This window comes from Streptomyces sp. NPDC096323, assembly GCF_040302845.1.
Classification (GTDB): domain Bacteria; phylum Actinomycetota; class Actinomycetes; order Streptomycetales; family Streptomycetaceae; genus Streptomyces.
Window position 1 is genome coordinate 376610 of the sequence record NZ_JBEOSI010000002.1, and the last position, 26843, is coordinate 403452.

At 72.2% G+C, this 26843-nt stretch carries 23 protein-coding genes; 18 read left to right on the top strand and 5 right to left on the bottom strand.

From position 1 onward, the window contains the following. Window positions 1-122: 122 nt before the first annotated feature. The 3 genes from ABTX18_RS05675 (at window position 123) to hemW (ending at window position 5401) form a co-directional block, all read left to right on the top strand. Window positions 123-2012: an AMP-dependent synthetase/ligase gene (locus tag ABTX18_RS05675; RefSeq protein ID WP_352121454.1), complete on the top strand. Its 1890-nt coding sequence runs from the start codon at window positions 123-125 to the stop codon at window positions 2010-2012. Window positions 2013-2210: 198 nt separating this feature from the next. After that, window positions 2211-4115 (top strand): SpoIIE family protein phosphatase, encoded by a 1905-nt coding sequence (locus ABTX18_RS05680; protein ID WP_352121852.1) that lies wholly within the window; start codon window positions 2211-2213, stop codon window positions 4113-4115. A gap of 53 nt (window positions 4116-4168) precedes the next feature. Next, window positions 4169-5401, top strand: coding sequence for a radical SAM family heme chaperone HemW (gene hemW / locus ABTX18_RS05685; protein WP_352121455.1), 1233 nt, complete (start codon window positions 4169-4171; stop codon window positions 5399-5401). 53 nt (window positions 5402-5454) lie between these two features. On the opposite strand, the gene ABTX18_RS05690 is transcribed toward hemW, so the two are convergent. Next, window positions 5455-6276 carry a DUF3097 domain-containing protein gene (locus ABTX18_RS05690; protein WP_352121456.1) on the bottom strand — a complete coding sequence of 274 codons (822 nt, stop codon included), beginning with the start codon at window positions 6274-6276 and terminating at the stop codon, window positions 5455-5457. 25 nt (window positions 6277-6301) lie between these two features. Next, complete coding sequence (locus ABTX18_RS05695; protein ID WP_352121457.1) at window positions 6302-7042, bottom strand: MBL fold metallo-hydrolase; 741 nt, start codon at window positions 7040-7042, stop codon at window positions 6302-6304. Window positions 7043-7225: 183 nt separating this feature from the next. Here ABTX18_RS05695 and hrcA point away from each other — a divergent pair, with 183 nt between their 5' ends. From hrcA to ABTX18_RS05740, 9 genes are all read left to right on the top strand, one after another. Continuing rightward, window positions 7226-8242, top strand: coding sequence for a heat-inducible transcriptional repressor HrcA (gene hrcA, locus ABTX18_RS05700; RefSeq protein ID WP_352121458.1), 1017 nt, complete (start codon window positions 7226-7228; stop codon window positions 8240-8242). Next, window positions 8243-9382 carry a molecular chaperone DnaJ gene (gene dnaJ, locus ABTX18_RS05705; protein WP_352121459.1) on the top strand — a complete coding sequence of 380 codons (1140 nt, stop codon included), beginning with the start codon at window positions 8243-8245 and terminating at the stop codon, window positions 9380-9382. 113 nt (window positions 9383-9495) lie between these two features. Continuing rightward, complete coding sequence (locus ABTX18_RS05710) at window positions 9496-10569, top strand: nitronate monooxygenase (RefSeq protein WP_352121460.1); 1074 nt, start codon at window positions 9496-9498, stop codon at window positions 10567-10569. Further along, complete coding sequence (locus ABTX18_RS05715) at window positions 10566-11312, top strand: 16S rRNA (uracil(1498)-N(3))-methyltransferase (protein WP_352121461.1); 747 nt, start codon at window positions 10566-10568, stop codon at window positions 11310-11312. Before ABTX18_RS05710 ends, ABTX18_RS05715 begins: the two co-directional genes overlap by 4 nt. 72 nt (window positions 11313-11384) lie before the next feature. Beyond that, the gene (locus ABTX18_RS05720) at window positions 11385-11942 is read left to right on the top strand and encodes a hypothetical protein (protein ID WP_352121462.1); all 558 of its coding nucleotides are present in this window, start codon (window positions 11385-11387) and stop codon (window positions 11940-11942) included. A gap of 148 nt (window positions 11943-12090) precedes the next feature. Beyond that, entirely contained in the window at window positions 12091-15303 is a 3213-nt protein-coding gene (locus ABTX18_RS05725) for a S41 family peptidase (RefSeq protein WP_352121463.1), read from the top strand. 372 nt (window positions 15304-15675) lie between these two features. Continuing rightward, window positions 15676-16035, top strand: a complete 360-nt coding sequence (locus tag ABTX18_RS05730) for a histidine triad nucleotide-binding protein (RefSeq protein ID WP_352121464.1) — start codon at window positions 15676-15678, stop codon at window positions 16033-16035. Window positions 16036-16065: 30 nt separating this feature from the next. Further along, the gene (locus tag ABTX18_RS05735; RefSeq protein ID WP_352121465.1) at window positions 16066-16974 is read left to right on the top strand and encodes a ribonuclease Z; all 909 of its coding nucleotides are present in this window, start codon (window positions 16066-16068) and stop codon (window positions 16972-16974) included. A gap of 44 nt (window positions 16975-17018) precedes the next feature. After that, window positions 17019-18011 (top strand): adenosine deaminase, encoded by a 993-nt coding sequence (locus ABTX18_RS05740; protein WP_352121466.1) that lies wholly within the window; start codon window positions 17019-17021, stop codon window positions 18009-18011. On the opposite strand, the gene ABTX18_RS05745 is transcribed toward ABTX18_RS05740, so the two are convergent. Beyond that, window positions 17975-19327, bottom strand: a complete 1353-nt coding sequence (locus tag ABTX18_RS05745) for an MFS transporter (RefSeq protein WP_352121467.1) — start codon at window positions 19325-19327, stop codon at window positions 17975-17977. The genes ABTX18_RS05740 and ABTX18_RS05745 overlap by 37 nt on opposite strands. A 358-nt stretch (window positions 19328-19685) precedes the next feature. Here ABTX18_RS05745 and ABTX18_RS05750 point away from each other — a divergent pair, with 358 nt between their 5' ends. From ABTX18_RS05750 to ABTX18_RS05770, 5 genes are all read left to right on the top strand, one after another. Further along, complete coding sequence (locus ABTX18_RS05750; RefSeq protein WP_352121468.1) at window positions 19686-20798, top strand: carbohydrate kinase family protein; 1113 nt, start codon at window positions 19686-19688, stop codon at window positions 20796-20798. Window positions 20799-20930: 132 nt separating this feature from the next. After that, complete coding sequence (locus ABTX18_RS05755) at window positions 20931-21989, top strand: PhoH family protein (protein WP_352121469.1); 1059 nt, start codon at window positions 20931-20933, stop codon at window positions 21987-21989. 9 nt (window positions 21990-21998) lie between these two features. After that, on the top strand, window positions 21999-22496 hold the full coding sequence (gene ybeY, locus ABTX18_RS05760) for an rRNA maturation RNase YbeY (protein WP_352121470.1): 498 nt from the start codon (window positions 21999-22001) through the stop codon (window positions 22494-22496). Beyond that, entirely contained in the window at window positions 22493-23785 is a 1293-nt protein-coding gene (locus ABTX18_RS05765; protein WP_352121471.1) for a hemolysin family protein, read from the top strand. The genes ybeY and ABTX18_RS05765 overlap by 4 nt, the downstream gene beginning before the upstream one ends. Further along, window positions 23782-24135 carry an MmcQ/YjbR family DNA-binding protein gene (locus ABTX18_RS05770; RefSeq protein ID WP_352121472.1) on the top strand — a complete coding sequence of 118 codons (354 nt, stop codon included), beginning with the start codon at window positions 23782-23784 and terminating at the stop codon, window positions 24133-24135. The genes ABTX18_RS05765 and ABTX18_RS05770 overlap by 4 nt, the downstream gene beginning before the upstream one ends. A gap of 22 nt (window positions 24136-24157) precedes the next feature. On the opposite strand, the gene ABTX18_RS05775 is transcribed toward ABTX18_RS05770, so the two are convergent. After that, a complete protein-coding gene (locus ABTX18_RS05775) occupies window positions 24158-24808 on the bottom strand; it encodes a dihydrofolate reductase family protein (protein WP_352121473.1) in 651 nt (216 codons plus the stop codon). Window positions 24809-24865: 57 nt separating this feature from the next. On the opposite strand from ABTX18_RS05775, the gene ABTX18_RS05780 reads away from it, so the two are divergent. Continuing rightward, on the top strand, window positions 24866-25399 hold the full coding sequence (locus ABTX18_RS05780; protein WP_352121474.1) for a winged helix-turn-helix transcriptional regulator: 534 nt from the start codon (window positions 24866-24868) through the stop codon (window positions 25397-25399). Here ABTX18_RS05780 and ABTX18_RS05785 read toward each other — a convergent pair. Then, entirely contained in the window at window positions 25396-26808 is a 1413-nt protein-coding gene (locus ABTX18_RS05785; RefSeq protein WP_352121475.1) for an MFS transporter, read from the bottom strand. The two genes, ABTX18_RS05780 and ABTX18_RS05785, sit on opposite strands and share 4 nt — an antisense overlap. Window positions 26809-26843: the final 35 nt, after the last annotated feature.

The following is a 26843-nucleotide window of genomic DNA, read 5'->3' on the forward strand; positions in this document are numbered from 1 at the left end:
AGCAGTCAGGGATCAGCACGTGCGGACCCCAGCACGCAGGATCAAGCACGCAGACCCAAGCGGAGAGCACACCCGCAATCAGCAGCCCCTCGTGAAGCACTGCCGCAGGCCCGGAGGATGTCGTGAGCGACACACAGACCATGATCGAGAACCGTCCGCCCTCCGTGGCGACCCTCTTCGTCGACCGGGTGGCCGCCACCCCGGACGGGGAGGCCTACCGCTACCCCGTCCCCGCGGCCGCCGGCCAGGGTCCCGACGAGTGGAAGTCGCTGAGCTGGGCGCAGGCCGCCGAGCGCGTCTACGCGGTGGCGGCCGGGCTGATCGCGCTGGGCGTGCAGCCGGAGGAGCGCGTCGCGCTCGCCGCGAGCACCCGGGTCGAATGGATCCTGGCCGACCTCGGAGTCATGTGCGCGGGCGCCGCGACCACCACCATCTACCCCTCGACGAACGCCGAGGAGTCGGCGTTCATCCTCTCCGACTCCGAGAGCCGGGTCCTGATCGCCGAGGACGCGGCCCAGCTGGCCAAGGCCCGCGAGCGCCGCGCCGAGCTGCCGAACCTCGCGCACGTCGTCGTCATCGACGCCGAGGGCGCCGGACCGGCCGAGGGCGACCCGGAGGGCTGGGTGCTCTCCCTGGCCGACCTGGAGGCCCGGGGCGCCGAGTACCTGGCAGAGAACCCGGAGGCCATCAAGGCGCGGGTCGACGCCATCACCCCCCAGCAGCTCGCGACCCTCATCTACACCTCGGGCACCACCGGCCGCCCCAAGGGCGTACGGCTGCCGCACGACAACTGGTCGTACATGGCCAAGGCCACCGTCTCCACCGGCCTGATCACCAAGGACGACGTCCAGTACCTCTGGCTGCCGCTCGCGCACGTCTTCGGCAAGGTGCTCACCTCCGGACAGATCGAGGTCGGACACGTCACCGCCGTCGACGGCCGGGTCGACAAGATCATCGAGAATCTTCCGATCGTCCAGCCGACGTACATGGCGGCCGTCCCCCGGATCTTCGAGAAGGTCTACAACGGCGTCGCGGCCAAGGCCCGTGCCGGTGGCGGGGCCAAGTACAAGATCTTCCTCTGGGCGGCCGGCGTCGCCCGCGAGTACGCGAAGGTCTCCCAGGACAACTTCCGGCGCACCGGCACCGCCTCCGTGCCCTTCGGGCTCGGCGCCAAGCACAAGGTCGCCGACACCCTCGTCTTCGCCAAGATCCGCGAGGCGTTCGGCGGCCGGCTCCGCGCCTGTGTCTCCGGCTCCGCCGCGCTCGCCCCCGAGATCGGCTTCTTCTTCGCCGGCGCCGGCATCCACATCCTGGAGGGCTACGGCCTCACCGAGTCGAGCGCCGCCTCCTTCGTCAACCCGGGCGAGGCCTACCGCACCGGCACGGTCGGCAAGCCGCTTCCCGGTACCGAGGTCCGGATCGCCGACGACGGCGAGATCCTGCTGCGCGGCCCCGGCCTCATGGAGGGCTACCAGGGGCTGCCGGACAAGACGGCCGAGGTGCTGGAGGCCGACGGCTGGTTCCACACCGGCGACATCGGTGAACTGTCCGTGGACGGCTATCTGCGGATCACCGACCGCAAGAAGGACCTGATCAAGACGTCCGGCGGCAAGTACATCGCGCCGGCCGAGGTCGAGGGCCAGTTCAAGGCGGTCTGTCCGTTCGTCTCCAACATCCTGGTGCACGGCGCGGACCGTAACTTCTGCACCGCGCTCATCGCGCTGGACGAGCCGACCATCCTCGGCTGGGCCGCCGAGAACGGCATGGAGGGCAAGTCGTACGCGGACGTCGTGGCGTCCCCGCAGACCGTCGAGCTCATCGAGGGTTACGTCAAGCGCCTCAACGAGGGACTGCAGCGCTGGCAGACCATCAAGAAGTTCCGGCTGCTCCCGCGTGACCTCGACATCGAGCACGGCGAGGTCACGCCCAGTCTCAAGCTGAAGCGGCCGGTCGTCGAGCGCGCGTACAAGGACCTGATCGAGGACATGTACGCGGGCTCCCGCGAGGCATAGCGGACGGGGCCCCGGCCCGTTCACCGCACCCGGCCCCCCGCGCCCTCGCGCGGGGGGCCGGGCCGTGTTCTCCAGGCACTTCGGTAACTCGACGCGTATGCGAAGGGCCGATCTGTCACTCTGTCCGTGTTGAAAGGCCCTAACGGAGAACAGGCAGAGCGAGAACAGGTCAGGAGCCGCCCTGTGGGGTCCATTCCCTTGCAGCGGGACATCGTGCAGCGTCCCGGAACCACTGGCGCGTCCACGGGCGCGCAGCCCGTCGCCCGGACGAGCCTGCCCGGGAATCTGCTGGCGCCCTCCGCGGCCCGGCGGTTCGTCGCGGCGGCGCTCGCCGAATGGAGCGGGCTCGGGCTGCCCGCGGCCGTGGGTTTCAGCGAACGGCTGTCCGACGACGCGGCGGTCGTCGTCAGCGAACTCGTCACCAACGCCGTCGTGCACGCCGGAACCCACGTCGACCTCCTCTTCCGGCTGGAGGAGGCGACCGAGGACGAGGACTCCGCGCTGGTCCTGGAGGTCTCCGACCACCACCCCGCCCGCGCCGTGCGCAGCGACCGCCCCGAGCACGGCTCCGTGAGCGAGGACGCGGCGGGGGAGCCCGCCGAGTACGGGCGGGGCCTGGAGCTCGTCGCCACCCTCGCCGAACGCTGGGGCATCACCTACCGCACCGGCCTCAAGACCGTCTGGGCCCGGCTCCCCGTCGACGACTGGAACCCCTTCCCCGACACCCGTACGGCGCCCGGATTCCAGCGCGGACTGCGCGCCGCCGAACTGCTCGCCCCCACCGCCCGCCGCGCCCTGCGCGACGACGCGGACTGGGCGGGCCGTGGCGCGCTGTCGTTCCTCGCCGAGGCATCGGACCTGTTGGCCGGCCAGCTCGACGAGGACATCGTGGCCGCGCTCGCCGGACAGTTACTCGTGCCCCGGCTCGCCGACTGGTGCGCGATCTGGCTGGAGCCCGAGACCGCCGGCCGCGCCGCCGTCCCGCGGCTCGCCAAGGTCTGGCACGTCGACGAGAGCCGCATCCAGCCCCTGCGCACCCTGCTGGAGGGCGACCCCCTCCGGCTCCCGGAGCGGGTCGGGACCGGGCCGGTGTCGCTGCCCTGGCCCGGCGGCACGGAGGACGGCGGGCAGCCGGACGGGACCGAAGGCGTCACGCTCGCCTACCGGATCACCTCGGGCGGCCGCACCCTCGGGGCCGTACTCCTCGGCCGCGAAGGCATCGCCCGCGTCCCCGACGAGGTCACCGCCCTGATCGAGGACTTCGTACGCCGGGTCGGCCTCGCCGTAGGCGCGGCCCGCGCCTACACCCGGCAGGCCACCATCAGCCGCATCCTCCAGCGCGGACTGCTGCCCAGCAAGGTCGCCGAGATACCGGGCGTCGCCAGCTCCCTGGTCTACGAGCCCAGCGACGACGGAGTGGTCGGAGGTGACTTCTACGACATCTTCCCGTGCCCCGGCGACCGCTGGTGCTTCGTCCTGGGCGACGTCCAGGGCAGCGGCCCCGAGGCGGCCGTCGTGACCGGGCTGGCCCGCCCCTGGCTGCGGCTGCTGGCCCGCGAGGGCTTCCAGGCCGACGAGGTCCTGGTCCGCCTCAACCGGCTGCTCCTCGACGACGCCATGGAGGCCGCGGAGGCGGCCGCGCTCATGGTCGCCGCCGCCGGCGGCCAGCACTCGCCGGACAGCGGCCAGTCCCGCTTCCTCTCCCTGCTGTACGGGGAGCTCGTGCCGCTGCCCGGCGGTGGCGCGCGCTGCACCCTGGTCAGCGCGGGGCACCCGCTCCCGTTGCTGCTGCGGCCCGACGGCACGGTGCGCCCGGCCGCCGAACCGCAGCTGCTCCTCGGCGTCATGGACGACGCCGTGTACGAGACCCAGAGCTTCGACCTGGCCCCCGGCGACAGCCTCCTGTGCGTCACCGACGGGGTGACCGAGCGGCGCTCGGGGGCGCTGATGTTCGACGACGGGGACGGGCTGGCCCAGGCGCTCTCCGGCTGCACCGGGCTGACCGCCGAAGGCATCGCGGACCGCATCAAGCACGCCGTGCACGCCTTCGCCGAGCGCCCGCCGGACGACGATCTGGCGCTGCTGGTCCTCCAGGCCGAGTAGCCCGGTCCCGGGCGTGGCGTCCGGTTGCCGGGCGGCGCGCGACAATGGGCGGTATGCCTTCCGTACTGCCCGATGGTGAACCCGTACCCGACGACGGGGCGCTGCCCCGCCACGCCCTGGAAGGCGCCGCAGACCGCCCGCTCGGCTTCTACCTGCACGTGCCGTACTGCGCGACCCGCTGCGGCTACTGCGACTTCAACACCTACACCGCCACCGAGCTGCGCGGCTCCGGCGGTGCGCTGGCCTCCCGGGACAACTACGCCTCCCATCTCGTCGGCGAGGTCCGCCAGGCCCGCAAGGTCCTCGGCGACGACCCCCGCCAGGTCCGTACGGTCTTCGTCGGAGGCGGCACGCCGACCCTGCTGGCCGCCGCCGACCTGGTCCGGATGCTGGCCGCGATCCGGGAGGAGTTCGGCCTCGCGGACGATGCCGAGATCACCACCGAGGCCAACCCCGAGTCCGTCGGACCGGCCTACCTGGCCGAGCTGCGCGAAGGCGGCTTCAACCGGATCTCCTTCGGGATGCAGAGCGCCCGGCAGCACGTCCTGAAGATCCTCGACCGCACCCACACCCCCGGCCGGCCCGAGGCCTGTGTCGCCGAGGCGAGGGCCGCCGGCTTCGAGCACGTCAACCTCGACCTGATCTACGGGACCCCCGGCGAGTCCGACGACGACTGGCGCGCCTCCCTCGACGCGGCGATCGGCGCCGGGCCCGACCATGTGTCGGCGTACGCCCTGATCGTCGAGGAGGGCACCCAGCTGGCCCGCCGGATCAAGCGTGGCGAGATCCCGATGACGGACGACGACGCGCACGCCGACCGCTACCTCATCGCGGACGAGGCGATGGCCGCGGCCGGCTTCTCCTGGTACGAGGTGTCGAACTGGTCCCGGACGCCCGAGGGCCGCTGCCTGCACAACGAGCTGTACTGGCGCGGGGCGGACTGGTGGGGAGCCGGACCCGGCGCGCACAGCCACGTCGGTGGCGTGCGCTGGTGGAACGTGAAGCACCCGGGGGCGTACGCGCAGGCGCTGGCCGAGGGACGCTCGCCCGGCGCGGGCCGCGAGATCCTCTCCGCGGAGGACCGGCGGGTCGAGCGCATCCTGCTGGAGCTGCGGCTCGTCGACGGCTGCCCGCTGTCGCTGCTCGCCCCGGCGGGTCTCGCGGCGGCGGGACGCGCGGTGACGGACGGGCTGCTGGAGCCGGGGCCGTACGGGGAGGGGCGTGCGGTGCTGACCTTGCGGGGGCGGCTGCTGGCGGATGCGGTGGTGCGGGACCTGGTGGACTGAGGGGGTGGGCGCGGGCCGCGCGGAGGAGTGCCCGAGGGGCTGGAGGTGCGACCCTACGCGGGAGGCGCTGTCACGTAGTCGATCAGTTCTTCGACCCGGCCCAGCAGCGCCGGTTCCAGGTCGCGGTAGGAGTGGACCGTGGACAGGATCCGCTGCCATGCCGCGCCCGTGTTCTCCGGCCATCCCAGCGCCCGGCACACGCCTGTCTTCCAGTCCTGGCCGCGGGGCACCACGGGCCAGCCGGCGATCCCCACGGACGACGGCTTCACGGCCTCCCACACGTCGATGTACGGGTGGCCGACCACCAGGACGTTCCCGTCGGAGACCTGCGCGGCGAGGCGGGACTCCTTGGAGCCCGGGACCAGATGGTCGACCAGCACCCCGAGGCGCGCGTCCGGACCCGGGGCGAACTCGCGGACGATCGCGGGGAGGTCGTCGATGCCCTCCAGGTACTCCACGACCACGCCCTCGATGCGCAGGTCGTCGCCCCAGACCCGCTCCACCAGTTCCGCGTCGTGCCGGCCCTCCACGTAGATCCGCCCCGCCCGCGCCACCCGGGCCCGCGCACCGGGCACCGCAAGCGAACCGGAGGCCGTACGGGCGGGCCTGGCGGGGCCGCCCGCCGCGGGGCGGACCAGCGTGACGACGCGGCCCTCCAGCAGGAAGCCGCGCGGCGCCATCGGGAAGACCCGGTGCTTGCCGAAGCGGTCCTCCAGGGTCACCGTCGGGCCCTCGGCCGTCTTCTCGCAGCGGATCACCGCTCCGCAGAATCCGGTGACGGCCTCCTCCACGACCAGATCCGGGTCGGCGGGCACCTCGGGGGCGGGGGCCGACTTCTTCCACGGCGGGGTCAGGTCCGGCTGGTAGCTGCGCATCGGACGACGATAAGCGGCGAGCGGACTACGACACGCCGAACCTGGCAGCGAGGGCGTCGCGCTGCGCCCGTACGAACGCGGCGTCCACCACGGCCCCGTGCCCCGGCACGTACAGAGCGTCCTCGCCGCCCAGCTCCAGCAGCCGGTCCAGCGCCGCCGGCCAGTGCCCGGGGAAGGCGTCCGGGCCCGCCTGGGGCTCGCCGGACTCCTCGACCAGGTCGCCGCAGAACACGATCGCGGGGGAGCCGGGCGAGCTCGGGGCGGCGGGGACGAACACCGCCAGATCGTGGCCGCTGTGCCCCGGGCCCACGTTCGCGAGCAGCACCTCGCGCCCGCCGCCCAGATCGAGCGTCCACTCGGCCGACACCTCGTGATGCGGCGCCACCAGTACATCGGCGGACTCGGCCGCGTCGTGTGCGGGCAGACCGTGCCGCACCGCGTCGTCGCGCAGTTCGTCCGCCCCGCGCCTGAGCAGATCCGTCATGCCGACCGCGGCGAACACCTGCGTCCCGGCGAAGGCCGCCGTGCCCAGCACGTGATCGAAATGGGGGTGGCTGAGTGCGATATGCGTCACCCTCCGGCCGAGCAGCGCCTGTGCCTGGCCACGCACCCCGGCCGCTTCACGGAGTGACGAACCGGTGTCGCAGAGCAGCACTCCGTCCGGCCCGCACACCAGGGCGACCGTCGCATCCCACACCGGGAGCCGTCGCCGGCCCACACCGTGTCCGAGTCGCTCCCAGCCGAACTCTTCCCAAGAGGCGTCCATACGGCGACGCTATCGGCATCGACCTGCGCAGTCGCGCGGTGGCGTGGCCGGTCGCCCTTGCTAGGGGGCCGCCCCGTCGCCGTACACTGGCGGGGGACCGCTGGCACTCGTACGTACCGAGTGCCAGGGCGGGATCCGGGAACGGCCCGGGAACCACCGAGGACACAGCTGGAGGTGTGCGCGATGCTCAGCGAACGCAGACTCGAAGTGCTGCGCGCCATCGTCCAGGACTATGTCGGCACCGAGGAGCCCGTCGGCTCCAAGGCGCTCACGGAGCGGCACCAGCTGGGGGTCTCCCCGGCCACCGTTCGCAACGACATGGCGGTGCTGGAGGACGAGGGCTTCATCGCCCAGCCCCACACCAGCGCGGGACGCATCCCGACGGACAAGGGCTACCGGCTCTTCGTCGACCGGCTCGCGGGCGTCAAGCCCCTGTCGTCGCCGGAGCGCCGCGCCATTCAGAACTTCCTCGACGGCGCGGTCGACCTCGACGATGTCGTGGGACGTACCGTGCGGCTGCTCGCGCAGCTGACCCGGCAGGTCGCCGTCGTGCAGTACCCCTCGCTGACCCGCTCGACGGTGCGGCACGTGGAACTGCTGCCGCTGGCCCCCGCCCGGCTGATGCTCGTGCTGATCACGGACACCGGCCGGGTCGAACAGCGGCTGGTCGACTGCCCCGCGCCGTTCGGTGAGACCTCGGTCGCCGATCTGCGGGCCCGGCTCAACAGCCGGGTCGTGGGACGCCGCTTCGCGGACGTCCCGCAGCTGGTGCAGGACCTGCCGGAATCCTTCGAGAGCGAGGACCGGTCAACCGTGTCCACCGTGCTCTCGACCCTCCTCGAATGCCTCGTCGAGGAGACGGAGGAGCGGCTGATGATCGGCGGCACCTCCAACCTCACCCGCTTCGGGCACGACTTCCCTGTGATGATCCGGCCGGTGCTGGAGGCATTGGAGGAGCAGGTCGTGCTGCTGAAGCTGCTCGGCGAGGCCAAGGACTCGGGCATGACCGTACGTATCGGGCACGAGAACGCCCATGAAGGGCTCAACTCCACGTCCGTCGTCGCGGTCGGCTACGGTTCGGGCGACGAGGCAGTCGCCAAACTCGGCGTGGTCGGACCGACCCGCATGGACTACCCCGGAACGATGGGAGCGGTACGCGCAGTGGCACGTTACGTCGGACAGATCCTGGCGGAGTCGTAAGTGGCCACCGACTACTACGCCGTACTCGGCGTGCGCCGCGACGCTTCGCAGGACGAGATCAAGAAGGCCTTCCGGAGGCTCGCCCGCGAGCTGCACCCGGATGTGAACCCCGATCCGAAGACCCAGGAGCGGTTCAAGGAGATCAACGCCGCCTACGAGGTGTTGTCGGACGCTCAGAAGAAGCAGGTCTACGACCTCGGCGGCGACCCGCTGTCCGCCTCCGGAGGCGGTGGCGGCGCGGGCGGATTCGGACAGGGCGGCTTCGGCAACTTCTCCGACATCATGGACGCGTTCTTCGGTGCGTCGTCGCAGCGCGGACCCCGTTCGCGCACGCGCCGCGGCCAGGACGCCATGATCCGGCTGGAGATCGACCTCTCCGAGTCGGCCTTCGGTACGACCAAGGACATCCAGGTCGACACGGCCGTCGTCTGTACGACCTGCAGCGGCGAGGGCGCCGCACCCGGCACCTCCGCCCAGACCTGTGACATGTGCCGCGGCCGCGGCGAGGTCTCCCAGGTCACCCGGTCCTTCCTCGGCCAGGTCATGACCTCGCGGCCCTGCCCCCAGTGCCAGGGCTTCGGTACGGTCGTGCCGACGCCGTGCCCGGAGTGCGCCGGTGACGGCCGCATCCGCTCGCGGCGCACGCTCACGGTGAAGATCCCCGCCGGTGTCGACAACGGCACCCGCATCCAGCTCGCGGGCGAGGGCGAGGTCGGCCCCGGCGGCGGCCCGGCCGGCGATCTCTACGTCGAGATCCACGAGCTGCCGCACGCCGTGTTCCAGCGGCGCGGCGACGATCTGCACTGCACGGTCACCATCCCCATGACGGCGGCGGCCCTCGGCACCAAGGTGCCGCTGGAGACGCTCGACGGTCTGGAGGAGGTCGACATCCGGCCGGGCACCCAGTCCGGCCAGTCCGTCCCGCTCCACGGGCGCGGCATCACGCACCTGCGGGGCGGCGGGCGCGGCGACCTGATCGTGCACGTCGAGGTGATGACCCCGACCAAGATGGACCCGGAACAGGAACGCCTCCTGCGCGAGCTGTCGAAGCTGCGCGGCGAGGAGCGGCCCACCGGCCAGTTCCAGCCCGGGCAGCAGGGCCTGTTCTCGCGCCTCAAGGACGCGTTCAACGGCCGCTAGATCCACGCACCGATGTCGTACGGGCCCGGTTTCCGGGCCCGTACCGCATTGCGGACAAAACGTGGCAGCGGGGTGGGCATCGCGGGACACGAAGGACATGACACGATGCGGTCATGTCATCCGAGTTGACCGATCTCTGCCGGTATCCGATCGTGCAGGCCCCGATGGCGGGCGGCACGTCCTGCCCGCAGCTCGTCGCGGCCGTCGCCGAGGCCGGCGGGCTCGGTTTCCTGGCCGCCGGGTACAAGACGGCGGACGGCATGTACAACGAGATCAAACAGGTGCGCGGCCTCACCGGCCAGCCCTTCGGCGTCAACCTCTTCATGCCGCAGCCCGACCTCGCCGACCCGGCCGCGGTCGAGGTGTACCGGCACCAGCTCGCGGGCGAGACCTCCTGGTACGAGACCCCGCTCGGCGACACCGACGCCTGCGGCGACGACGGCTACGAGGCCAAGCTCGCCATCCTGCTGGAGGACCCCGTCCCGGTCGTCTCCTTCACCTTCGGATGCCCCTCCCGCGACACCCTCGACGCGTTCGCCGCGGCGGGCACGTACACCGTCGTCACGGTCACCTCGCCGGAGGAGGCCCAGGCCGCCCAGTGGGCGGGCGCCGACGCCGTCTGCGCCCAGGGCGTCGAGGCGGGCGGCCACCACTCCACGTTCCGCGACGACCCGCAGGCCGACGGCGCCGGTACCGGACTGCTCTGCCTGGTGGCCCAGGTCCGCGAGACCGTGCAGATACCGGTCATCGCCGCGGGCGGGCTGATGCGCGGCTCCCAGATCGCCGCGGTGCTGGCGGCGGGCGCCGACGCCGCGCAGCTCGGCACCGCCTTCCTGCCCTGCCCCGAGTCGGGCGCCCATCTGCTCCACAAGCAGGCCCTGACCAACCCGCTGTTCGTCCGCACCACCCTGACCCGGGCGTTCTCCGGCCGCCCGGCCCGCGGCCTTGTCAACCGCTTCGTACGCGAGCACGGACCGTACGCCCCCGCCGCCTACCCGCAGGTGCACCATCTGACGGCCGCGCTGCGCAAGGCGGCGGCCAAGGCCGGGGACGCGCAGGGCATGGCACTGTGGGCCGGGCAGGGCCACCGGATGGCCCGCGAACTGCCCGCCGGCCGGCTGGTCAGACTGCTCGCCGAGGAACTGGACGCCGCACGGACGGCACTGAGCACGAGGAGTACACAGTGACGGCACCCGTCTTCGTCGTCGAACAGCTGCCGCAGGGGCCGGAGTTCGTCCTGGAAGGCCCCGAGGGCCGGCACGCCGTCTCGGTGAAACGCCTGCACGCCGGTGAGGACGTCGTCCTGACGGACGGGCGCGGGCGATGGGCCGAAGGTGTCGTGATGGCCGCCGAGGGCAAGGACCGGCTGGTGATCACCGATCTGGAGTCCGTCCACGAGGAACCCCGTCCCGGCGTCCGCATCACCGTCGTCCAGGCGCTGCCCAAGGGAGACCGGGGCGAGGTCGCCGTCGAGACGATGACGGAGACCGGTGTCGACGCGATCGTGCCGTGGCAGGCCGCCCGCTGCATCACCCAGTGGAAGGGCGACCGCGGCCTCAAGTCCCTGGCGAAGTGGCGCAATACGGCCCGCGAGGCCGGCAAGCAGTCGCGCCGCGTGCGGTTCCCGGACGTGGTGGACGCGATGACGACCAAACAGGTTGCCGCACTTCTGGCCACGTCCGACTTCGCGGCGGTTCTGCACGAGGACCGTGGTTGCGAGAGTGAGCCACTGGCCACCGTCGAACTGCCCGACGAGGGCGAGATCGTGCTGGTCGTCGGCCCCGAAGGGGGCGTCTCACCCGATGAGTTGGCGGTGTTCGCCGCCGCCGGCGCCCGGACCTGCCGGCTCGGAACGACCGTACTGCGCACCTCGACGGCGGGCACCGCGGCGACCGCGCTGCTGCTCGGGCGCACGGGCCGCTGGTCATAAGAGCTTCCCTTTCGAGTGGTTGTGGCCGCAAGCGGTCTACCGCCGGGTCAAGGGCGGTGGGAAGCTGCCCGTATGGGGACATCAAGGGCGTGGGGTCGCCGGGCGACCCGTCGTATTCCGGCCGCGGTCTGCCTCGCGGCCACCGCGGTCGTGGGCGTCACCGCGTGCGAACCCACGGACGGGCTCAACACCGCGTCCATCGCCGTGACCACCGACCGGACCGCCACCCGTGCACTGGAGCACGAAGGTGTCGACGTGCAGTGGCTGACCTGCACGGCGAACGTGAACGGGGGCGGAGCCAAGGCGTCGCCCGCACGGGCGGGTTCGGCCACCGCCTCCCCGCGTCGCATCGCCGACGTCGACTGCAGCGGCAGGACGAAGGACGGCCGGGACATCACGGTCGCCGGCCAGGTCCGGCAGGCGGTCGACGGCCGGTGCGTGCGCGGCGACCTGACCGCGAAGGCCGACGGCCGCACGGTGTTCCGGGCCAGCCTGCTCGGCAACTGCGAGGCGCCGCTCCCGACCGCCGCGCCGGACGACGGCAAGGGCGGCGGCGGGGGCGGCGGCGGAGGGGCCCGGCCGACGGTCACGGTGACCGTCACGGTCACCGAGAGGCCCCAGGGCAAGTGACCGGAGCCGCCCGGGCATTCGGCACAGCCGGCGCGTAGGCGCCCGCCCCGTTGCGTGCACGCCTTTTGCGTGTGCCGGGCATGCACCGTACGGCGGACTCCGGCCATCTCCGTTCCGCCGGCCACTGGCGCGGCCTAGGGTGATCGGTGTGACACAGCCTTCCTACCTCCGGTATCCCCATGTCCAGGGCGACTCGATCGTCTTCACCGCCGAGGACGATGTCTGGCTCGCGCCGCTCGACGGCGGCCGAGCCTGGCGGGTCAGCGCCGACAACCGTCCCGTCACCCAGCCGCGCATATCGCCCGACGGCACCCTCGTCGCCTGGACGTCCACCCGGGACGGGGCGCCCGAGGTGCACCTCGCGCCCGTCGACGGCGGTTCCTCCCGGCGGCTGACGCACTGGGGTGACGCGCGGACCGCCGTACGCGGCTGGACCCCCGACGGCGACGTGCTGGTCACCAGCACCCAGGGCCAGGTCTCGCTGCGGCGCAGCTGGGCCCGGGCCGTCCCGGTCGACGGCGGTCCCGCCCGGACCCTCCCGTACGGGCCGGTCGGCTCCCTCGCGTACGGTCCCGGCGGACGGGTCCTGCTGCTCTCGGCCACCATGGGGCGTGAGGCGGCCACCTGGAAGCGCTACCGGGGCGGCACCGCGGGCAAGCTGTGGATCGCGGCCGAAGAGGACCCGGCGGAGTTCGTACGCGTCCACGAAGCGCTCGACGGCAACATCGAGTGCCCCCTGTGGGTCGGCGAGCGGATCGCCTTCCTCTCCGATCACGAAGGCGTCGGCGCGCTCTACTCCTCCCTCCCCGACGGCACGGACCTGCGCCGGCACACCGGCGTCGACGACTTCTACGCCCGGCACGCCACCACCGACGGCACGCGCGTCGCCTACGCGTCCGCCGGTGAACTCTGGCTCCTGGACAGCCTGGAGAGCGACGAACCCCGCCGCCTCGACATCCGGCTCGGCGGCCAGCGCGCCGACCTCCAGCCGCACCCGGTCCACGCCGGCAGCCACCTGCACACCGCGTCCCCCGACCGCACCGGCCGCGGCAGCGCCGTCGGATCCCGCGGCGCCGTCCACTGGGTCACCCACCGCGAGGGCCCGGCCCGCGCGCTCGCCGTCGAGCCCGGCGTACGGGCCAGGCTGCCCCACGCCTTCCAGGCCGACGGCGACCAGCACGTCGTCTGGGTCACCGACGCAGAGGGCGACGACGCGCTGGAGTGCGCACCCGCCACCGGGACCGGCCCGGGAGCCGTGCCGCGCCGCCTCGCCGCGGGCCGGATCGGCCGGGTCCTCGACCTGGCACCGGCCCCCGACGGCAGCCGGTTCGCCGTCGCCGCCCACGACGGACGCGTCCTGATCGTCGAGCGGGAGAGCGGCGAGGTCCACGAGGTGGACCGCAGCGAGCACGGCGACGCCTCCGGCCTCGTCTTCTCGCCCGACTCCGCCTGGCTCGCCTGGTCGCACCCCGGCCCCGAGCCACTGAGCCAGCTCAAGCTCGCGCACCTGGCGGACCTGTCGGTCTCCGAGGCGACCCCGCTGCGCTTCCGGGACTTCGCGCCCGCCTTCACCGCCGACGGAAAGCACCTCGCCTTCCTCTCCGAGCGCGCCTTCGACCCCATCTACGACGCCCACGTCTTCGACATGGCGTTCATCGGCGCCTGCCGTCCGCACCTGCTGACGCTCGCCGCGACCACCCCCTCGCCGTTCGGGCCGCAGCTCCACGGCCGCCCGACCGAGAAGGAGAAGGGCGGCGACGGCGAGGACAACCCCACCGCGCTCCCCGTCACCCGCATCGACCTGGACGGCCTCGCCGACCGGATCGTGCCGCTGCCCGTCGAGGCCGCCAGCTACTCCTCGCTGCGCGCCGCGAGGGACGGTCTGCTGTGGCTGCGCCACCCGGTGACCGGAGTGCTCGGCACGAGTGCGGCCACCCCCGACGCCAACGGCCCCGAGACCGTCCTGGAGCGGTACGACCTGGAGAAGCTGCGCTGCGAGGAACTCGCCTCCGACATCAGCCGGTTCGCGGTCAGCGGTGACGGCAAGCGGCTGGTCCTGCACAGCCACGGCAAGCTGCGCGTCGTCCCGTCCGACAGCCGGGTGTCCGCCTCCGACGACGACAGCGACGACGGCAACGTCACCGTCGACCTGTCCCGCGTGCGCCGCACCCTCGACCCGGCCGCCGAATGGCGTCAGATGTACGACGAGGCCGGGCGCATCATGCGGGACAACTTCTGGCGCTCCGACATGGGCGGCATCGACTGGGACGGCGTCCTGGACCGCTACCGGCCGGTCCTGGAGCGCGTCGCCACCCACGACGACCTCATCGACCTCCTCTGGGAGGTCCAGGGCGAACTCGGCACCTCGCACGCCTATGTGACCCCTTCCGGCGGCTGGCGCGACGACTCCGCCCGGCAGGGGCTGCTCGGCGCCGACATCTCCCGGGCGGACGACGGGAGCTGGCGCATCGACCGCATCCTGCCGTCCGAGACCTCCGACCCGGCCGCCCGGGCGCCGCTCGCCGCGCCCGGCGTCGCGGTGCGTGCCGGTGACACGATCGCGGCCGTCGACGGCCACCCGGTCGACACGCTGACCGGTCCGGCACCGCTGCTCACCGGCTCGGCCGGCAAACCCGTCGAGCTGACCGTCTCACCGGTCGACGGCGGCGACCCGCGCCATGTCGTCGTCGTGCCGATCGCGGACGAGGAGGCGCTGCGCTACCACGCGTGGATCGCCGACCGGCGCGCGTACGTCCACGAGCAGTCCGGCGGGCGCCTCGGCTACCTCCACGTCCCCGACATGGTCGGCTCGGGCTGGGCGCAGATCCACCGCGACCTGCGCACCGAAGTCGCCCGCGAGGGCCTGGTCGTGGACGTACGGGAGAACCGCGGCGGCCACACCTCGCAGCTGGTCGTGGAGAAGCTGGCCCGCCGCATCGTCGGCTGGGACCTGCCCCGCGGCATGCGGCCCTACAGCTACCCGGGTGACGCGCCGCGCGGCCCCGTCGTGGCCGTGGCGAACGAGTTCTCCGGCTCGGACGGCGACATCGTGAACGCGGCGATCAAGGCGCTGAACATCGGGCCCGTGGTCGGCGTACGCACCTGGGGCGGCGTGGTGGGCATCGACAGCCGGTACCGGCTCGTCGACGGCACGCTGGTCACGCAGCCCAAGTACGCCTTCTGGCTGGAGGGGTACGGGTGGGGCGTCGAGAACCACGGCGTCGACCCCGACGTCGAGGTCGTCATGACCCCGCAGGACCATGCGGCGGGCCGCGACCCGCAGCTGGACGAGGCGATCCGGATCGCGCTGGAGTCGCTGGCGCGGACGCCGGCGAAGACGGCGCCGTCGCTGCCGGAGTGATTTTGGCGCGGGGCGGGGTGGCGTGGGCGGGCGGTGGTGGCTGGGCTCGGTGCGGCTGCCCGGGCCGGTGGGACGGGGCGCCTGCGGCGGGCCTGTTCCCCTCCCCGCCCCTTCCCGTAACCGGGGCTCCGCCCCGGACCCCGCGCCTCAAACGCCGGCGGGGCTGGGGGAGGCGGCTGTGCTCCGGGCCTCCGCCTCAAACGCCGGCGGGGCTGGGGGAGGCGGCTGTGCTCCGGGCCTCGCGCCTCGGACGCCGGCGGGGCTGAGGGCGCTCCGCCCCGCACCCCGCACCCCGCGCCTCGGACGCCGGCCAGGCGCGGGGCACCGCTAGGCTGCTCCGTAACGGATCAACGAGACAGAGGAGCGCCCCCCATGGCAGGAGAACCGCAGCCCGACTGCCTGTTCTGCAAGATCGTCTCGGGTGAGATCCCGGCCACCATCGTCCGGGAGACCGACACCACGGTCGCCTTCCGCGACATCAACCCCCAGGCCCCCACCCACGTCCTCGTCATCCCCCGCGCCCACCACCCCGACGCCGCGTCCCTCGCCGCTGCCGAGCCGCAGATCCTCGCCGACGTGCTGGCCGAGACCGGGCGCGTCGCCGCCGACGAGAAGGTCGACGGGACCGGGTACCGGGTCGTGTTCAACACCGGCGCCGGAGCCGGGCAGACCGTCTTCCACGCACACGCCCACGTCCTCGGCGGCCGCGGCCTCCAGTGGCCCCCCGGATAGGCGCAGGACCGGAACAAGGAAGCCGCACCCGTGTCCGCACGCGAACTCGTCGTCCTCGGCACCGCCAGCCAGGTCCCGACCCGGCACCGCAACCACAACGGCTACCTGCTGCGCTGGGACGGCGACGGCATCCTCTTCGATCCCGGCGAGGGCACCCAGCGCCAGATGCTGCGGGCCGGTGTCGCCGCGCACGACATCGACCGGATCTGCGTCACACACTTCCACGGCGACCACTCGCTGGGCCTCGCCGGGGTGATCCAGCGGATCAACCTCGACCAGGTCCCGCACCCCGTCACCGCGCATTACCCGGCGAGCGGACAGCACTTCTTCGACCGGCTCCGGTACGCCACCGCCTACCGCGAATCCGTCGCGCTGACCGAGGCCCCGGTCGCCGCCGACGGGCCGCTGGCCACCACGGACGCGTACACCCTCAGCAGCCACCTGCTCTCGCACCCCGTCGAGTCGTACGGCTACCGGCTGGCCGAGCCCGACGGGCGGCGCATGCTTCCCGCGAAGCTCGCCGCGCACGGCATCGCGGGACCGGACGTCGGCCGGCTCCAGCGTGAGGGCGCCCTCGGCGGCGTCACCCTCGACGACGTATCCGAGCCCAGGCGCGGACAGCGGTTCGCGTTCGTCATGGACACCAGGCTGTGCGACGGTGTGTACGCACTCGCCGAGGGTTGCGACCTGCTGGTCATCGAGTCCACCTTCCTCGACGAGGACGAGGCACTGGCCACCGACCACGGCCACCTGACCGCCGGACAGGCGGCCCGGGTCGCACGGGAAGCGGGCGTACGGCACCTCGTGCTCACGCACTTCTCCCAGCGCTACCCGGACCCGGAACTCTTCGAGGCCCAGGCCAGGGCGGCCGGGTACGAGGGCGAACTGACCGTCGCCCAGGACCTGATGCGGGTCCCCGTACCGAGCCGTCACCCGTAAGACGTCACAGCGAACCGCACGACCCCTGCGTAAGTGAGAAACACGTGCACCTCCCCAAAGCGGAACTCCACCTCCACATCGAAGGAACCCTCGAACCCGAGCTGGCCTTCGCGCTCGCCGCACGCAACGGCGTGCCGCTGCCCTACGCGGACACCGAGGAGCTGCGCACCGCCTACCTCTTCGACGACCTGCAGAGCTTTCTCAACCTGTACTACGCGCTGATGGCCGTGCTGCGGACCGAGGACGACTTCACCGAACTCGCCGACGCCTACCTCGCCCGCGCCGCCGCCCAGGGCGTACGCCACGCGGAGATCTTCTTCGACCCGCAGGCGCACACCGCCCGCGGCGTCCCGATCGGCACCGTCGTCGAGGGACTCGGCCGGGCGCTGGAGCGCAGCGAGGAGAAGCACGGCATCTCCACCCAGCTCATCATGTGCTTCCTGCGCGACCAGTCCGCCGACTCGGCGATGGAGACGCTGGAGGCCGCGAAGCCGTATCTGCACCGGATCAGCGCCGTCGGTCTGGACTCCGCCGAGGTCGGCCACCCACCCGCCAAGTTCCGCGAGGTGTACGCGGCGGCCGACGCGCTCGGACTGCGCAAGGTCGCCCACGCGGGCGAGGAGGGCCCGCCCGCCTACATCACCGAGGCGCTCGACGTACTCGGTGTGGAACGCATCGACCACGGGCTGCGCTGCATGGAGGACCCGGAGCTGGTGAAGCGGCTGGTCGCCGACCGGGTGCCGCTCACCCTCTGCCCGCTGTCCAACGTACGGCTGCGCGCCATCGACACGCTGGAGCAGCATCCGCTGCCGGCCATGATGGACGCCGGACTGCTCTGCACGGTGAACTCCGACGATCCCGCCTACTTCGGCGGGTACGTCGGCGACACCTTCCACGCCGTTCACGAGGCGCTCGGCCTGGACCGCGAGCAGTTGCGCACCCTGGCCCGCAACTCCTTCGAGGCGGCCTTCCTCGACCACGACGAGGAGCGCAGGGCGCGCTACCTGTCGGAGGTCGAGGCGTACGCGTTCGACTGACCGGCGCCCGACGGGCCGGCCGTCCGGAACGCACTCCTGACCAGGCGCCTGCGGCGCAGCGCGGGCAGGCTGATCTCCGTGACGGCCTGCTCGGGCGCGCCCAGCTTCGGGACCGCGCCCGGCACCGCACCGGTGGTGACGGCGAGCAGCGCCGCCGGAGCGCCGCCCCTGCGGCGCACCGAACCCGGCACCAGCGGACGGCCACCGGTGTGCAGGGCCACCGCCGTCACCGGCACCGCGACCAGCAGCGTCACGGTGCCGAGGATCAGCCCCATCACCGGGAAGCCGGCCCCCTCGGACAGCACACTGCCGAGCACCGGACCGCAGGCCACGCCGACCGACGAGGCCGAGCCCGCCAGGACCGCCCAGCGGCCGCGCACGTCCAGGGAGGCGGCCAGACCGATCAGATAGGACAGGACCACCGGGTAGACGGTGTTCCACAGGATCTCGCCGGTCGCGAACGAGCCGAGGCTCCCGGCCGACGAGCTGAGCACGATGCTCGCCGCGATGATCACGGTGCCCAGGCCGATCGGCACCGCCCGTCCGAGCCGGGCCCCCAGCACCCCGGCGCCCATCACGCCGAGCAGACCGGCGCCCAGCGCGGCGGCGAACACCGCGCCGATCGTGACCTCGGAGAGCCCGACCTGATCGACGCCGATGCGGCTGCTGACCCCCCACAGCGCGTTCTGCGCCATGGACCAGACGAGCATGCCGCCCGCCAGCACCAGGCCCGAACGGCGGTGCGGCAGCCGGCCCGACGCCGGGACGGCGGGACCCGCCGGGACCGGAGTGCCGAGCCGGGAGGTGGCCGGCCAGACGAGCAGCGCGACCAGCGCGATCGACGCGAACGGCAGCCGGTGACCGCCGCCCAGGTGCGGGACCGTCAGATACAGGGCGCCCGCGGTCGCCGAGACGCTCAACAGCCCCAGGGACGAGGTCCGGTGCGGATCACGCTGGGCGGCGATGCCGGCCGCGGCGACCGCGGTCGCCGTACCGGAACCGAAACCCCCGACCACCGCGCCCAGGACCACGAGCGGCACGGAGCCGGCCAGCGCGGCGCAGCCGTACCCCAGCACGGCCAGCGTCAGCCCGATCCGCGCCGGTCTCCGTGGCCCGTACGTCTCGACGCGGCCCGCCAGGCAGAAGCCGGCCGAGGCCGAACTCAGCAGCAGTGCGCTGCCGACCAGACCGGCTTGCGCCGTGGTGAGACCGAGATAGACGGAGAGCCGTCCCACGATGGTGGGGAGGAGGTAGGCGGCGAGGTAACCGGCGGTGAACACGGCAACCAGGGGCCACGCGGCGCGGCGCGGGGACATGGGCGTTCCTGAAGACATGCCAGAGGAGGCGGAGAAGACAGAGGGGGGCGATGCGAGAAATGCGAAGGGGGGAACTGCGGGGAACGCGGAAAATGCGGGGAGTCGGCACACTCGCCGGATACATCCCCAACGGTGGTCGCGGGCCAATTTGTATCAAGTGCCTGCCGCCGACCGAAAGCCGACCTGGTGTGATCTGAGTCACTTAAGCGTTTGCCGTGTTTTCATGCGGGTAGCCGCGCATGTTTATGCAGGTCAGCCGCTGCGTACGGGGCCCCGCCACTGGCCCCGGCGCGGGCCCCGCACGCGCAGGCGGGAATCGGGCACACTGGCCGCAACCGCCACGACCGGGGAGCGCAAGGTGAGCACCGACATTCCAGCCATCGACCCACTGGACGGGCTGCGCGCACCGCAGGACCCCGGCTTCGACGTGTTCCTCACCGGCACGGTCTTCCTCGACATCATCTTCACCGGCCTGGACAGCGCACCGGTGCGCGGCACCGAGTCCTGGGCCCGCGGCATGGGCTCCAGCCCCGGCGGCGTCGCCAACATGGCCACCGCGCTCGCCCGGCTGGGCCTGCACACCTCACTGGCCGCCGCGTTCGGCGACGACCACTACGGCGAGTACTGCTGGGACGCCCTGGAGCAGGGCGAGGGCATCGACCTGTCCATGTCGCACACCGTCCGCGGCTGGCACTCCCCGGTGACCGTCTCCATGGCGTACGAGGGCGAGCGCACGATGGTCTCGCACGGCCACGAGGCCCCGCCCCCGCCCGCCTTCGCGCCCCCCGGCGCCCCCGCGGCCACCTCACCCCGGTGCCCGCCGCGGACCCGGGCCGCGATCGCCTCCCTCGTCCCCGGCCGCAGCGAGCCCTGGGTGGCCGCGGCGGCCCGGCAGGGGGCCGCGGTCTTCGCCGACGTCGGCTGGGACGAGACGGGCCGCTGGGACCTGGACGGACTGACCGACCTCGCGCACTGCCAGGCCTTCCTCCCCAACGCCGAGGAAGCCATGCGTTACACCCGCACCGACTGCCCGCGCGCCGCCGCCCACGCCCTCGCCGAGCGCGTCCCGCTCGCCGTCGTCACCCTGGGCGCCGAGGGCGCGTACGCGGTCGACGCGGCCACCGGCACCACCGCCGAGGTCCCCGCGATCGAGGTCGAGGCCCTGGATCCGACGGGCGCGGGCGACGTCTTCGTCGCGGGCTTCGTCACCGGCACCCTCGCCAACTGGCCGCTCGCCGACCGTCTCGCCTTCGCCGGCCTCACCGCGGCCCTCTCCGTCCAGGAGTTCGGCGGCTCGCTCTCGGCCCCCGGCTGGGAGGAGATCGCCGCCTGGTGGCAGCGGATCCGTACCGTGGCCGACCAGGACCCGGCCGCGCTCCAGCGCTACGCCTTCCTCCAGGACCTGCTCCCGGCGGCCGCCCGCCCCTGGCCGCTGCGCCGGGCCGTCCCGACGATCGGCTTCCGCCCGTAACCGAGCCGACTCCTCCCGCCTGCGAAAACCTCTCGGTGTTGTCAGCGTGGAGTCGTAGGCTTGGTGCACACGAGGTTTTCGAGCCGCGAGAACCCTGCAACGGGAGGTATGTGCAGGCCCGAGGGCCGGCCCATGACTCAGACACCTACACAGCCGCAGGCGCGCGCCCACATCAGCATCCCGGCCGCACACCCGATGGTGATGCTGCTGGGAGCGGGCGACTCGCTGCTGCGCGTGATCGAAGCGGCGTTCCCGGCGGCCGACATCCACGTCCGGGGCAATGACATAAGCGCGACGGGCACCACGGCGGACATCGCCCTGATCCAGCGCCTGTTCGACGAGATGGTGCTGGTGCTCCGCACCGGTCTGCCGATGACGGAGGACGCTGTGGAACGTTCGATCGCGATGCTCAAGGCCACCGACAACGGCCAGGCGGACGGCACGGAGACCCCGGCCGAGGTGCTCACGCAGAACATCCTGTCCAGCCGGGGGCGCACGATCCGCCCCAAGACGCTCAACCAGAAGCGGTACGTCGACGCGATCGACCAGCACACGATCGTCTTCGGCATCGGCCCCGCCGGTACGGGCAAGACCTACCTCGCCATGGCCAAGGCGGTCCAGGCCCTGCAGTCCAAGCAGGTCAGCCGGATCATCCTGACCCGCCCGGCGGTCGAGGCCGGTGAGCGGCTCGGCTTCCTGCCCGGCACGCTCTTCGACAAGATCGACCCGTACCTTCGCCCGCTCTACGACGCCCTGCACGACATGCTGGACCCCGACTCGATCCCGCGGCTGATGGCGGCGGGCACGATCGAGGTGGCGCCGCTGGCGTACATGCGGGGTAGAACCCTTAATGATGCATTTATCATCCTGGACGAGGCCCAGAACACCAGCGCCGAGCAGATGAAGATGTTCCTGACCCGGCTCGGCTTCGACTCGAAGATCGTCGTCACCGGTGACGTCACCCAGGTCGACCTGCCGAACGGCACCAAGAGCGGTCTGCGGCAGGTGCAGGACATCCTCGAAGGCATCGACGACGTGCACTTCTCCCGGCTCACGTCCCAGGATGTCGTCCGGCACAAGCTGGTCGGCCGTATCGTCGACGCGTACGAGAAGTACGACAGCCGGGACAACGGGGACAGCCAGGAGGGCCGGGCCGGCAACGGCCGGGGCCGACGCAACGGGAAGCAGTAGCAGCGCACCATGTCGATCGACGTCAACAACGAGTCCGGAACCGAGGTCGACGAGCAGGCGATCCTCGACATCGCCCGCTATGCGCTCGCGCGCATGAGGATCCACCCGCTCTCCGAGCTCTCGGTGATCGTGGTGGACACCGCCGCCATGGAACAGCTCCACATCCAGTGGATGGACCTGCCGGGCCCGACGGACGTCATGTCCTTCCCGATGGACGAGCTGCGCCCGCCGTCCAAGGACGAGGAGGAGCCCCCGCAGGGGCTCCTCGGCGACATCGTGCTCTGCCCCGAGGTCGCGAAGAAGCAGGGCGAGGACGCCGAGACGCAGCACTCCATGGACGAGGAGCTCCAGCTCCTCACCGTCCACGGGGTGCTGCATCTGCTCGGCTACGACCACGAGGAGCCCGACGAGAAGGCCGAGATGTTCGGTCTCCAGGCGGCGATCGTGGACGGCTGGCGCGGCGAGCACGGACTGACCGGTCCGTCCCCCGCACCCACCGTCTCGTGAGCCTGCCTCTCGTCTTCGGGGTCGTCCTGCTGGTCGTCGTCGGCTGGCTCGCGGCCTGCGCCGAGGCCGGTATCGCGCGGACCTCGAGTTTCCGGGCGGCGGAGGCGGTCCGTTCGGGGCGGCGCGGCAGCGACAAGCTGGAACAGGTCGCGGCCGATCCGACGCGCTATCTCAACGTCGCCCTGCTGGTGCGGGTCGCCTGCGAGATGGCGGCCGGGGTGCTCGTCACGTACTCCTGTCTGAAGGAGTTCCCGGAGACCTGGGAGGCGCTCGCCGTCGCCATGGGCGTGATGGTCCTCGTCTCGTACGTCGCCATCGGCGTCTCGCCGCGCACGATCGGCCGCCAGCACCCTCTGAACACGGCCACCGCGGCGGCGTACGTGCTGCTGCCGCTCGCCAGGGTGATGGGACCGATTCCGCAGCTGCTGATCCTCCTCGGCAACGCGCTGACGCCCGGCAAGGGTTTCCGCAAGGGACCGTTCGCCAGCGAGGCCGAGCTGCGGGCGATGGTCGACCTCGCCGAGCAGGAGTCGCTCATCGAGGACGACGAGCGCCGAATGGTGCACTCCGTCTTCGAGCTCGGGGACACCCTCGTGCGTGAGGTGATGGTGCCGCGCACCGACCTGGTCTGCATCGAGCGCTACAAGACGATCCGGCAGGCGCTGACGCTGGCGCTGCGTTCGGGCTTCTCGCGGATCCCCGTCACCGGGGAGAACGAGGACGACATCGTCGGCGTCGTCTACCTCAAGGACCTGGTCCGCAAGACGCACATCAACCGCGACTCCGAGGCCGACCTGGTCTCCACGGCGATGCGCCCGGCGGCGTTCGTGCCCGACACGAAGAACGCCGGTGACCTGCTGCGGGAGATGCAGCAGGAGCGCAGCCACGTCGCCGTCGTCATCGACGAGTACGGCGGCACGGCGGGCATCGTCACCATCGAGGACATCCTGGAGGAGATCGTCGGCGAGATCACCGACGAGTACGACCGCGAGCTGCCGCCGGTCGAGGAGCTGGAGAACGGCTGCTTCCGGGTGACGGCCCGGCTGGACATCGGCGACCTCGGCGAGCTGTTCGGCCTCGACGAGTACGACGACGAGGACGTGGAGACCGTCGGCGGGCTGCTCGCGAAGGCGCTGGGCCGGGTCCCGATCGCGGGCGCCTCGTCCCAGGTCCGGCTCCCCGACGGACGTCGGCTGCGGCTGACCGCGGAGTCCCCGGCGGGCCGGCGGAACAAGATCGTCACGGTGCTGGTGGAGCCGGTGGCTCCCGAGGAGGAGGCGACAGCATGACACCGAAGCAGCTCAGGGAGTTCTGCCTGGGGTTCAACGAAAGCGTCGAGGAGTTCCCGTTCGGGCCGGAGGCGTCCGTCTTCAAGGTGCTCGGCAAGATGTTCGCGCTGAGCGCGCTGGACGCACGGCCCCTGACGGTGAACCTCAAGTGCGACCCCGACGACGCGGTGCGGCTCCGGGAGGAGTACGAGGCCGTGGCGCCGGGGTGGCACATGAACAAGCGGCACTGGAACACCGTGACGGTGTCCGGTCTGCCGGACGCGAAGCTGCGTGAGCTGATCGAGGACAGTTACGACCTCGTGGTGGCGAAGCTGCCGCGGGCGGAGCGGCTGCGGCTCGACCGGGCGTAGGGCCTTTCGTTCGGACGGACGGTCACTTGCGCCAGAGCAGGTGGTGCACGATCTCGCTGCCAGGGCTCGGCACCCGTTCCAGGTGGAAGCGGTCGGTCAGCTCATCGGGGCTCTCCCACAGTCGTTCACCGGCGCCTGCTTCGACGGGCGCGACGGCGACGTGCAGCGAGTCGATGAGATCGGCCTCCAGGAATTGCCGGACGGTGGCGACTCCTCCGCCGATGCGCACGTCCTTGCCCCCGGCGGCATCGAAGGCGCGGTCGAGTGCTTCCTGGGGGGATGCGTCGAGGAAGTGGAACGTGGTCTCGCCCTTGGTGAGCGACGGCCGTTCGTGGTGGGTGAGGACGAACACCGGGGTGTGGAACGGGGGTTCCTCGCCCCACCAGCCCTCCCAGTCGAGGTTCTCCCACGGGCCGCGCTGCGGGCCGAACTTGTTGCGGCCCATGATCTCCGCGCCGATGTTGTTCGTGAAGTCGCGGGTGAAGTAGTCGTCCAGGCCGAGGGTGCCGCCCGGATCGGTCCGGTTCGGCCAGTGGGCGGTGGCCCCCGCCCAGGACATGAGGGTGCCGGGGTCGACGTTGTTGCCGAACGGGCGCTCGAGCGTCTGTCCCTCCCCGGCGCCGTAGCCGTCCCGGGAGACACAGAAGTTCTGGACGCGGACCAGCTGTTTCATCGGAGCCCTTTCCGGTTGCGATCTGCAACCGGTTGTCAAGCTATCTAGACTGCTCCCATGTTGCAACCAGTTCCCGTCGAGAAGCTGCCCGTGTCGCGGGGCCGGTCCGGCTGCCCGATCAACATGACGGTCGAGCTCCTCGGAGACCGCTGGAGCCTGATCGTGCTGCGCGACATCATGTTCGGCGGCCTCACCCACTTCCGTGAGCTGCTCAACGCCTCCATGGAAGGCATCGCGTCGAACATCCTGGCCAACCGGCTCGCGAAACTCGTCGCGGCGGGGCTGCTCACCCGTGACGACGATCCCAGCCACCGCCAGAAGGTCGCCTACCACCTCACCGAGGCCGCCGTTCAACTCGTTCCGGTCATGGCCCAGCTGGGCGCATGGGGCGCCCGCTGGCTGGACACGGCGCCCGAGCTGACGGTGCGGGCCGAGCTGCTGGCCGCCGGCGGCCCTGTGATGTGGGACCGCTTCATGGCGGAACTGCGCGCCACCCATCTGACCGGGGCGCCGGCCCCCACGGACGGCGTGCTGGCGGAACTGACCGCCGCCTACGAGGAGGCCGCGGCCCGCGAGGACCTCATCCTCTAGCCCCGGCGCAGCCCCGCGCCCACCACGGCCGCCGCCACGACCAGCAGCCCCGCAGCCACCGCGACCACCGTCCGCACCCCGTCGAACAGTGAGCCCTGGGTCGTCGCCATCACGCCGAGCAGCGGGATCCCGATCGTGAGACCGACCTGCTGCGTCGTGGTGACCAGACCCGTCGCGAGACCCTGCTCCGCGTTCGGCACCCCCGACGTGACGGTGAGGCCGTACGCGATGATCGCGCCGAGGTGGCACATGCTGGCGAGCGAGACCGCGGCCGTGGCCAGCCAGACGCCCGAACCCGTACCGAGGCCCAGCAGCGCCGCGATGAACAGGCCCTGGCTCAGGAGGGAGGCCGACAGGGTGCGCCGGGCGCCGAATCGGCCGATGACCTTCGAGGCGTACACGCCCGCCACCACCGAGGCGACGCCCTGTACGCCGAAGACCAGCCCGGTCCCGAAGGCCGACAGGTCCAGCACCTCCTGCAGGTACAAGGTCAGGACGAAGACGATGGTGCTCATGACCGAGAAGGTGAGCAGCCCGCCCAGATTGCCGAAGGCGACCGTGCGCCGGCGGAGCATCGGCAGTGAGACCAGCGGGGCGGACGCCCGCGACTCGACCACCACGAAGGCGGCGAGCAGGACGACCCCGGCGGCCAGCGCGGCCTGCACGTCCATACGTCCGAAGCCGTGTTCGGCCGCCGTGGAGAGGGAGTAGATCAGGGCGAGAAGCCCACCGGTGACGGCCACCGCGCCCGGTACGTCGAGCCGCGGCCGGTCGGGCGTACGGGACTCGGTGAGCAGCGCGGGCGCAGCCGCCAGGACGACCACCGCGGCCAGGGTCAGCAGTCCCATGGTCGAGCGCCAGCCGAGGGTGTCGGTGAGGGTGCCGCCGGCCACCATGCCGACGGTGAAGCCGAGGGAGAGCAGGGTGCCGCTGATCCCGAGCGCCCGGTCCCGCTGCGGTCCTTCCGGGAACGTGGTGGTGAGCAGGGACATCCCGGTCGGCACGATGGCCGCGGCGCCGAGTCCCTGGAGCGCCCGCCCGGTGAGGAAGGCGGCAGGGTTCCAGGCGAGCGTGGCGAGCAGCGAGGCCGCGCCGAAGACGGCGAGTCCGGTGAGGAACAGCCGGCGGCGGCCGTAGAGGTCCGCGATCCGCCCGAAGAGGAGAAGGAAGCCGCCGGACGGCAGGGCGAAGGCGGTGACCGCCCACTGGAGGCCGGACCGGCTCAGGCCGAGGTCGTCGCCGAGGACCGGCAGGGCCACGTTCAGTACGGAGAAGTCGAGCGACACCATGAACTGGGCGGCGCACAGGACGAGGAGCACCAGCCGGGCCCGGCCGGAGAGCCGGTCCGGGGCGGGAGGTGCGGGGACGGGAGTGGTGACACCTGCGGAGGAGGGTGAATCGATCGCCATGACATGACCTTGCGGCCGTCGGAATATCCGTGGGG

Bases quoted from the DNA above. Each gene is read 5' to 3' on its own strand.
- hemW (WP_352121455.1), top strand. From the start codon at position 4,169: ATGCCTTCCGTACTGCCCGATGGTGAACCCGTACCCGACGACGGGGCG.
- ABTX18_RS05690 (WP_352121456.1), bottom strand. From the start codon at position 6,276: ATGCGCAGCTACCAGCCGGACCTGACCCCGCCGTGGAAGAAGTCGGCC.
- ABTX18_RS05695 (WP_352121457.1), bottom strand. From the start codon at position 7,042: ATGGACGCCTCTTGGGAAGAGTTCGGCTGGGAGCGACTCGGACACGGT.
- hrcA (WP_352121458.1), top strand. From the start codon at position 7,226: ATGCTCAGCGAACGCAGACTCGAAGTGCTGCGCGCCATCGTCCAGGAC.
- ABTX18_RS05710 (WP_352121460.1), top strand. From the start codon at position 9,496: ATGTCATCCGAGTTGACCGATCTCTGCCGGTATCCGATCGTGCAGGCC.
- ABTX18_RS05720 (WP_352121462.1), top strand. From the start codon at position 11,385: ATGGGGACATCAAGGGCGTGGGGTCGCCGGGCGACCCGTCGTATTCCG.
- ABTX18_RS05730 (WP_352121464.1), top strand. From the start codon at position 15,676: ATGGCAGGAGAACCGCAGCCCGACTGCCTGTTCTGCAAGATCGTCTCG.
- ABTX18_RS05745 (WP_352121467.1), bottom strand. From the start codon at position 19,327: ATGTCCCCGCGCCGCGCCGCGTGGCCCCTGGTTGCCGTGTTCACCGCC.
- ABTX18_RS05755 (WP_352121469.1), top strand. From the start codon at position 20,931: ATGACTCAGACACCTACACAGCCGCAGGCGCGCGCCCACATCAGCATC.
- ybeY (WP_352121470.1), top strand. From the start codon at position 21,999: ATGTCGATCGACGTCAACAACGAGTCCGGAACCGAGGTCGACGAGCAG.
- ABTX18_RS05770 (WP_352121472.1), top strand. From the start codon at position 23,782: ATGACACCGAAGCAGCTCAGGGAGTTCTGCCTGGGGTTCAACGAAAGC.
- ABTX18_RS05775 (WP_352121473.1), bottom strand. From the start codon at position 24,808: ATGAAACAGCTGGTCCGCGTCCAGAACTTCTGTGTCTCCCGGGACGGC.
- ABTX18_RS05780 (WP_352121474.1), top strand. From the start codon at position 24,866: ATGTTGCAACCAGTTCCCGTCGAGAAGCTGCCCGTGTCGCGGGGCCGG.
- ABTX18_RS05785 (WP_352121475.1), bottom strand. From the start codon at position 26,808: ATGGCGATCGATTCACCCTCCTCCGCAGGTGTCACCACTCCCGTCCCC.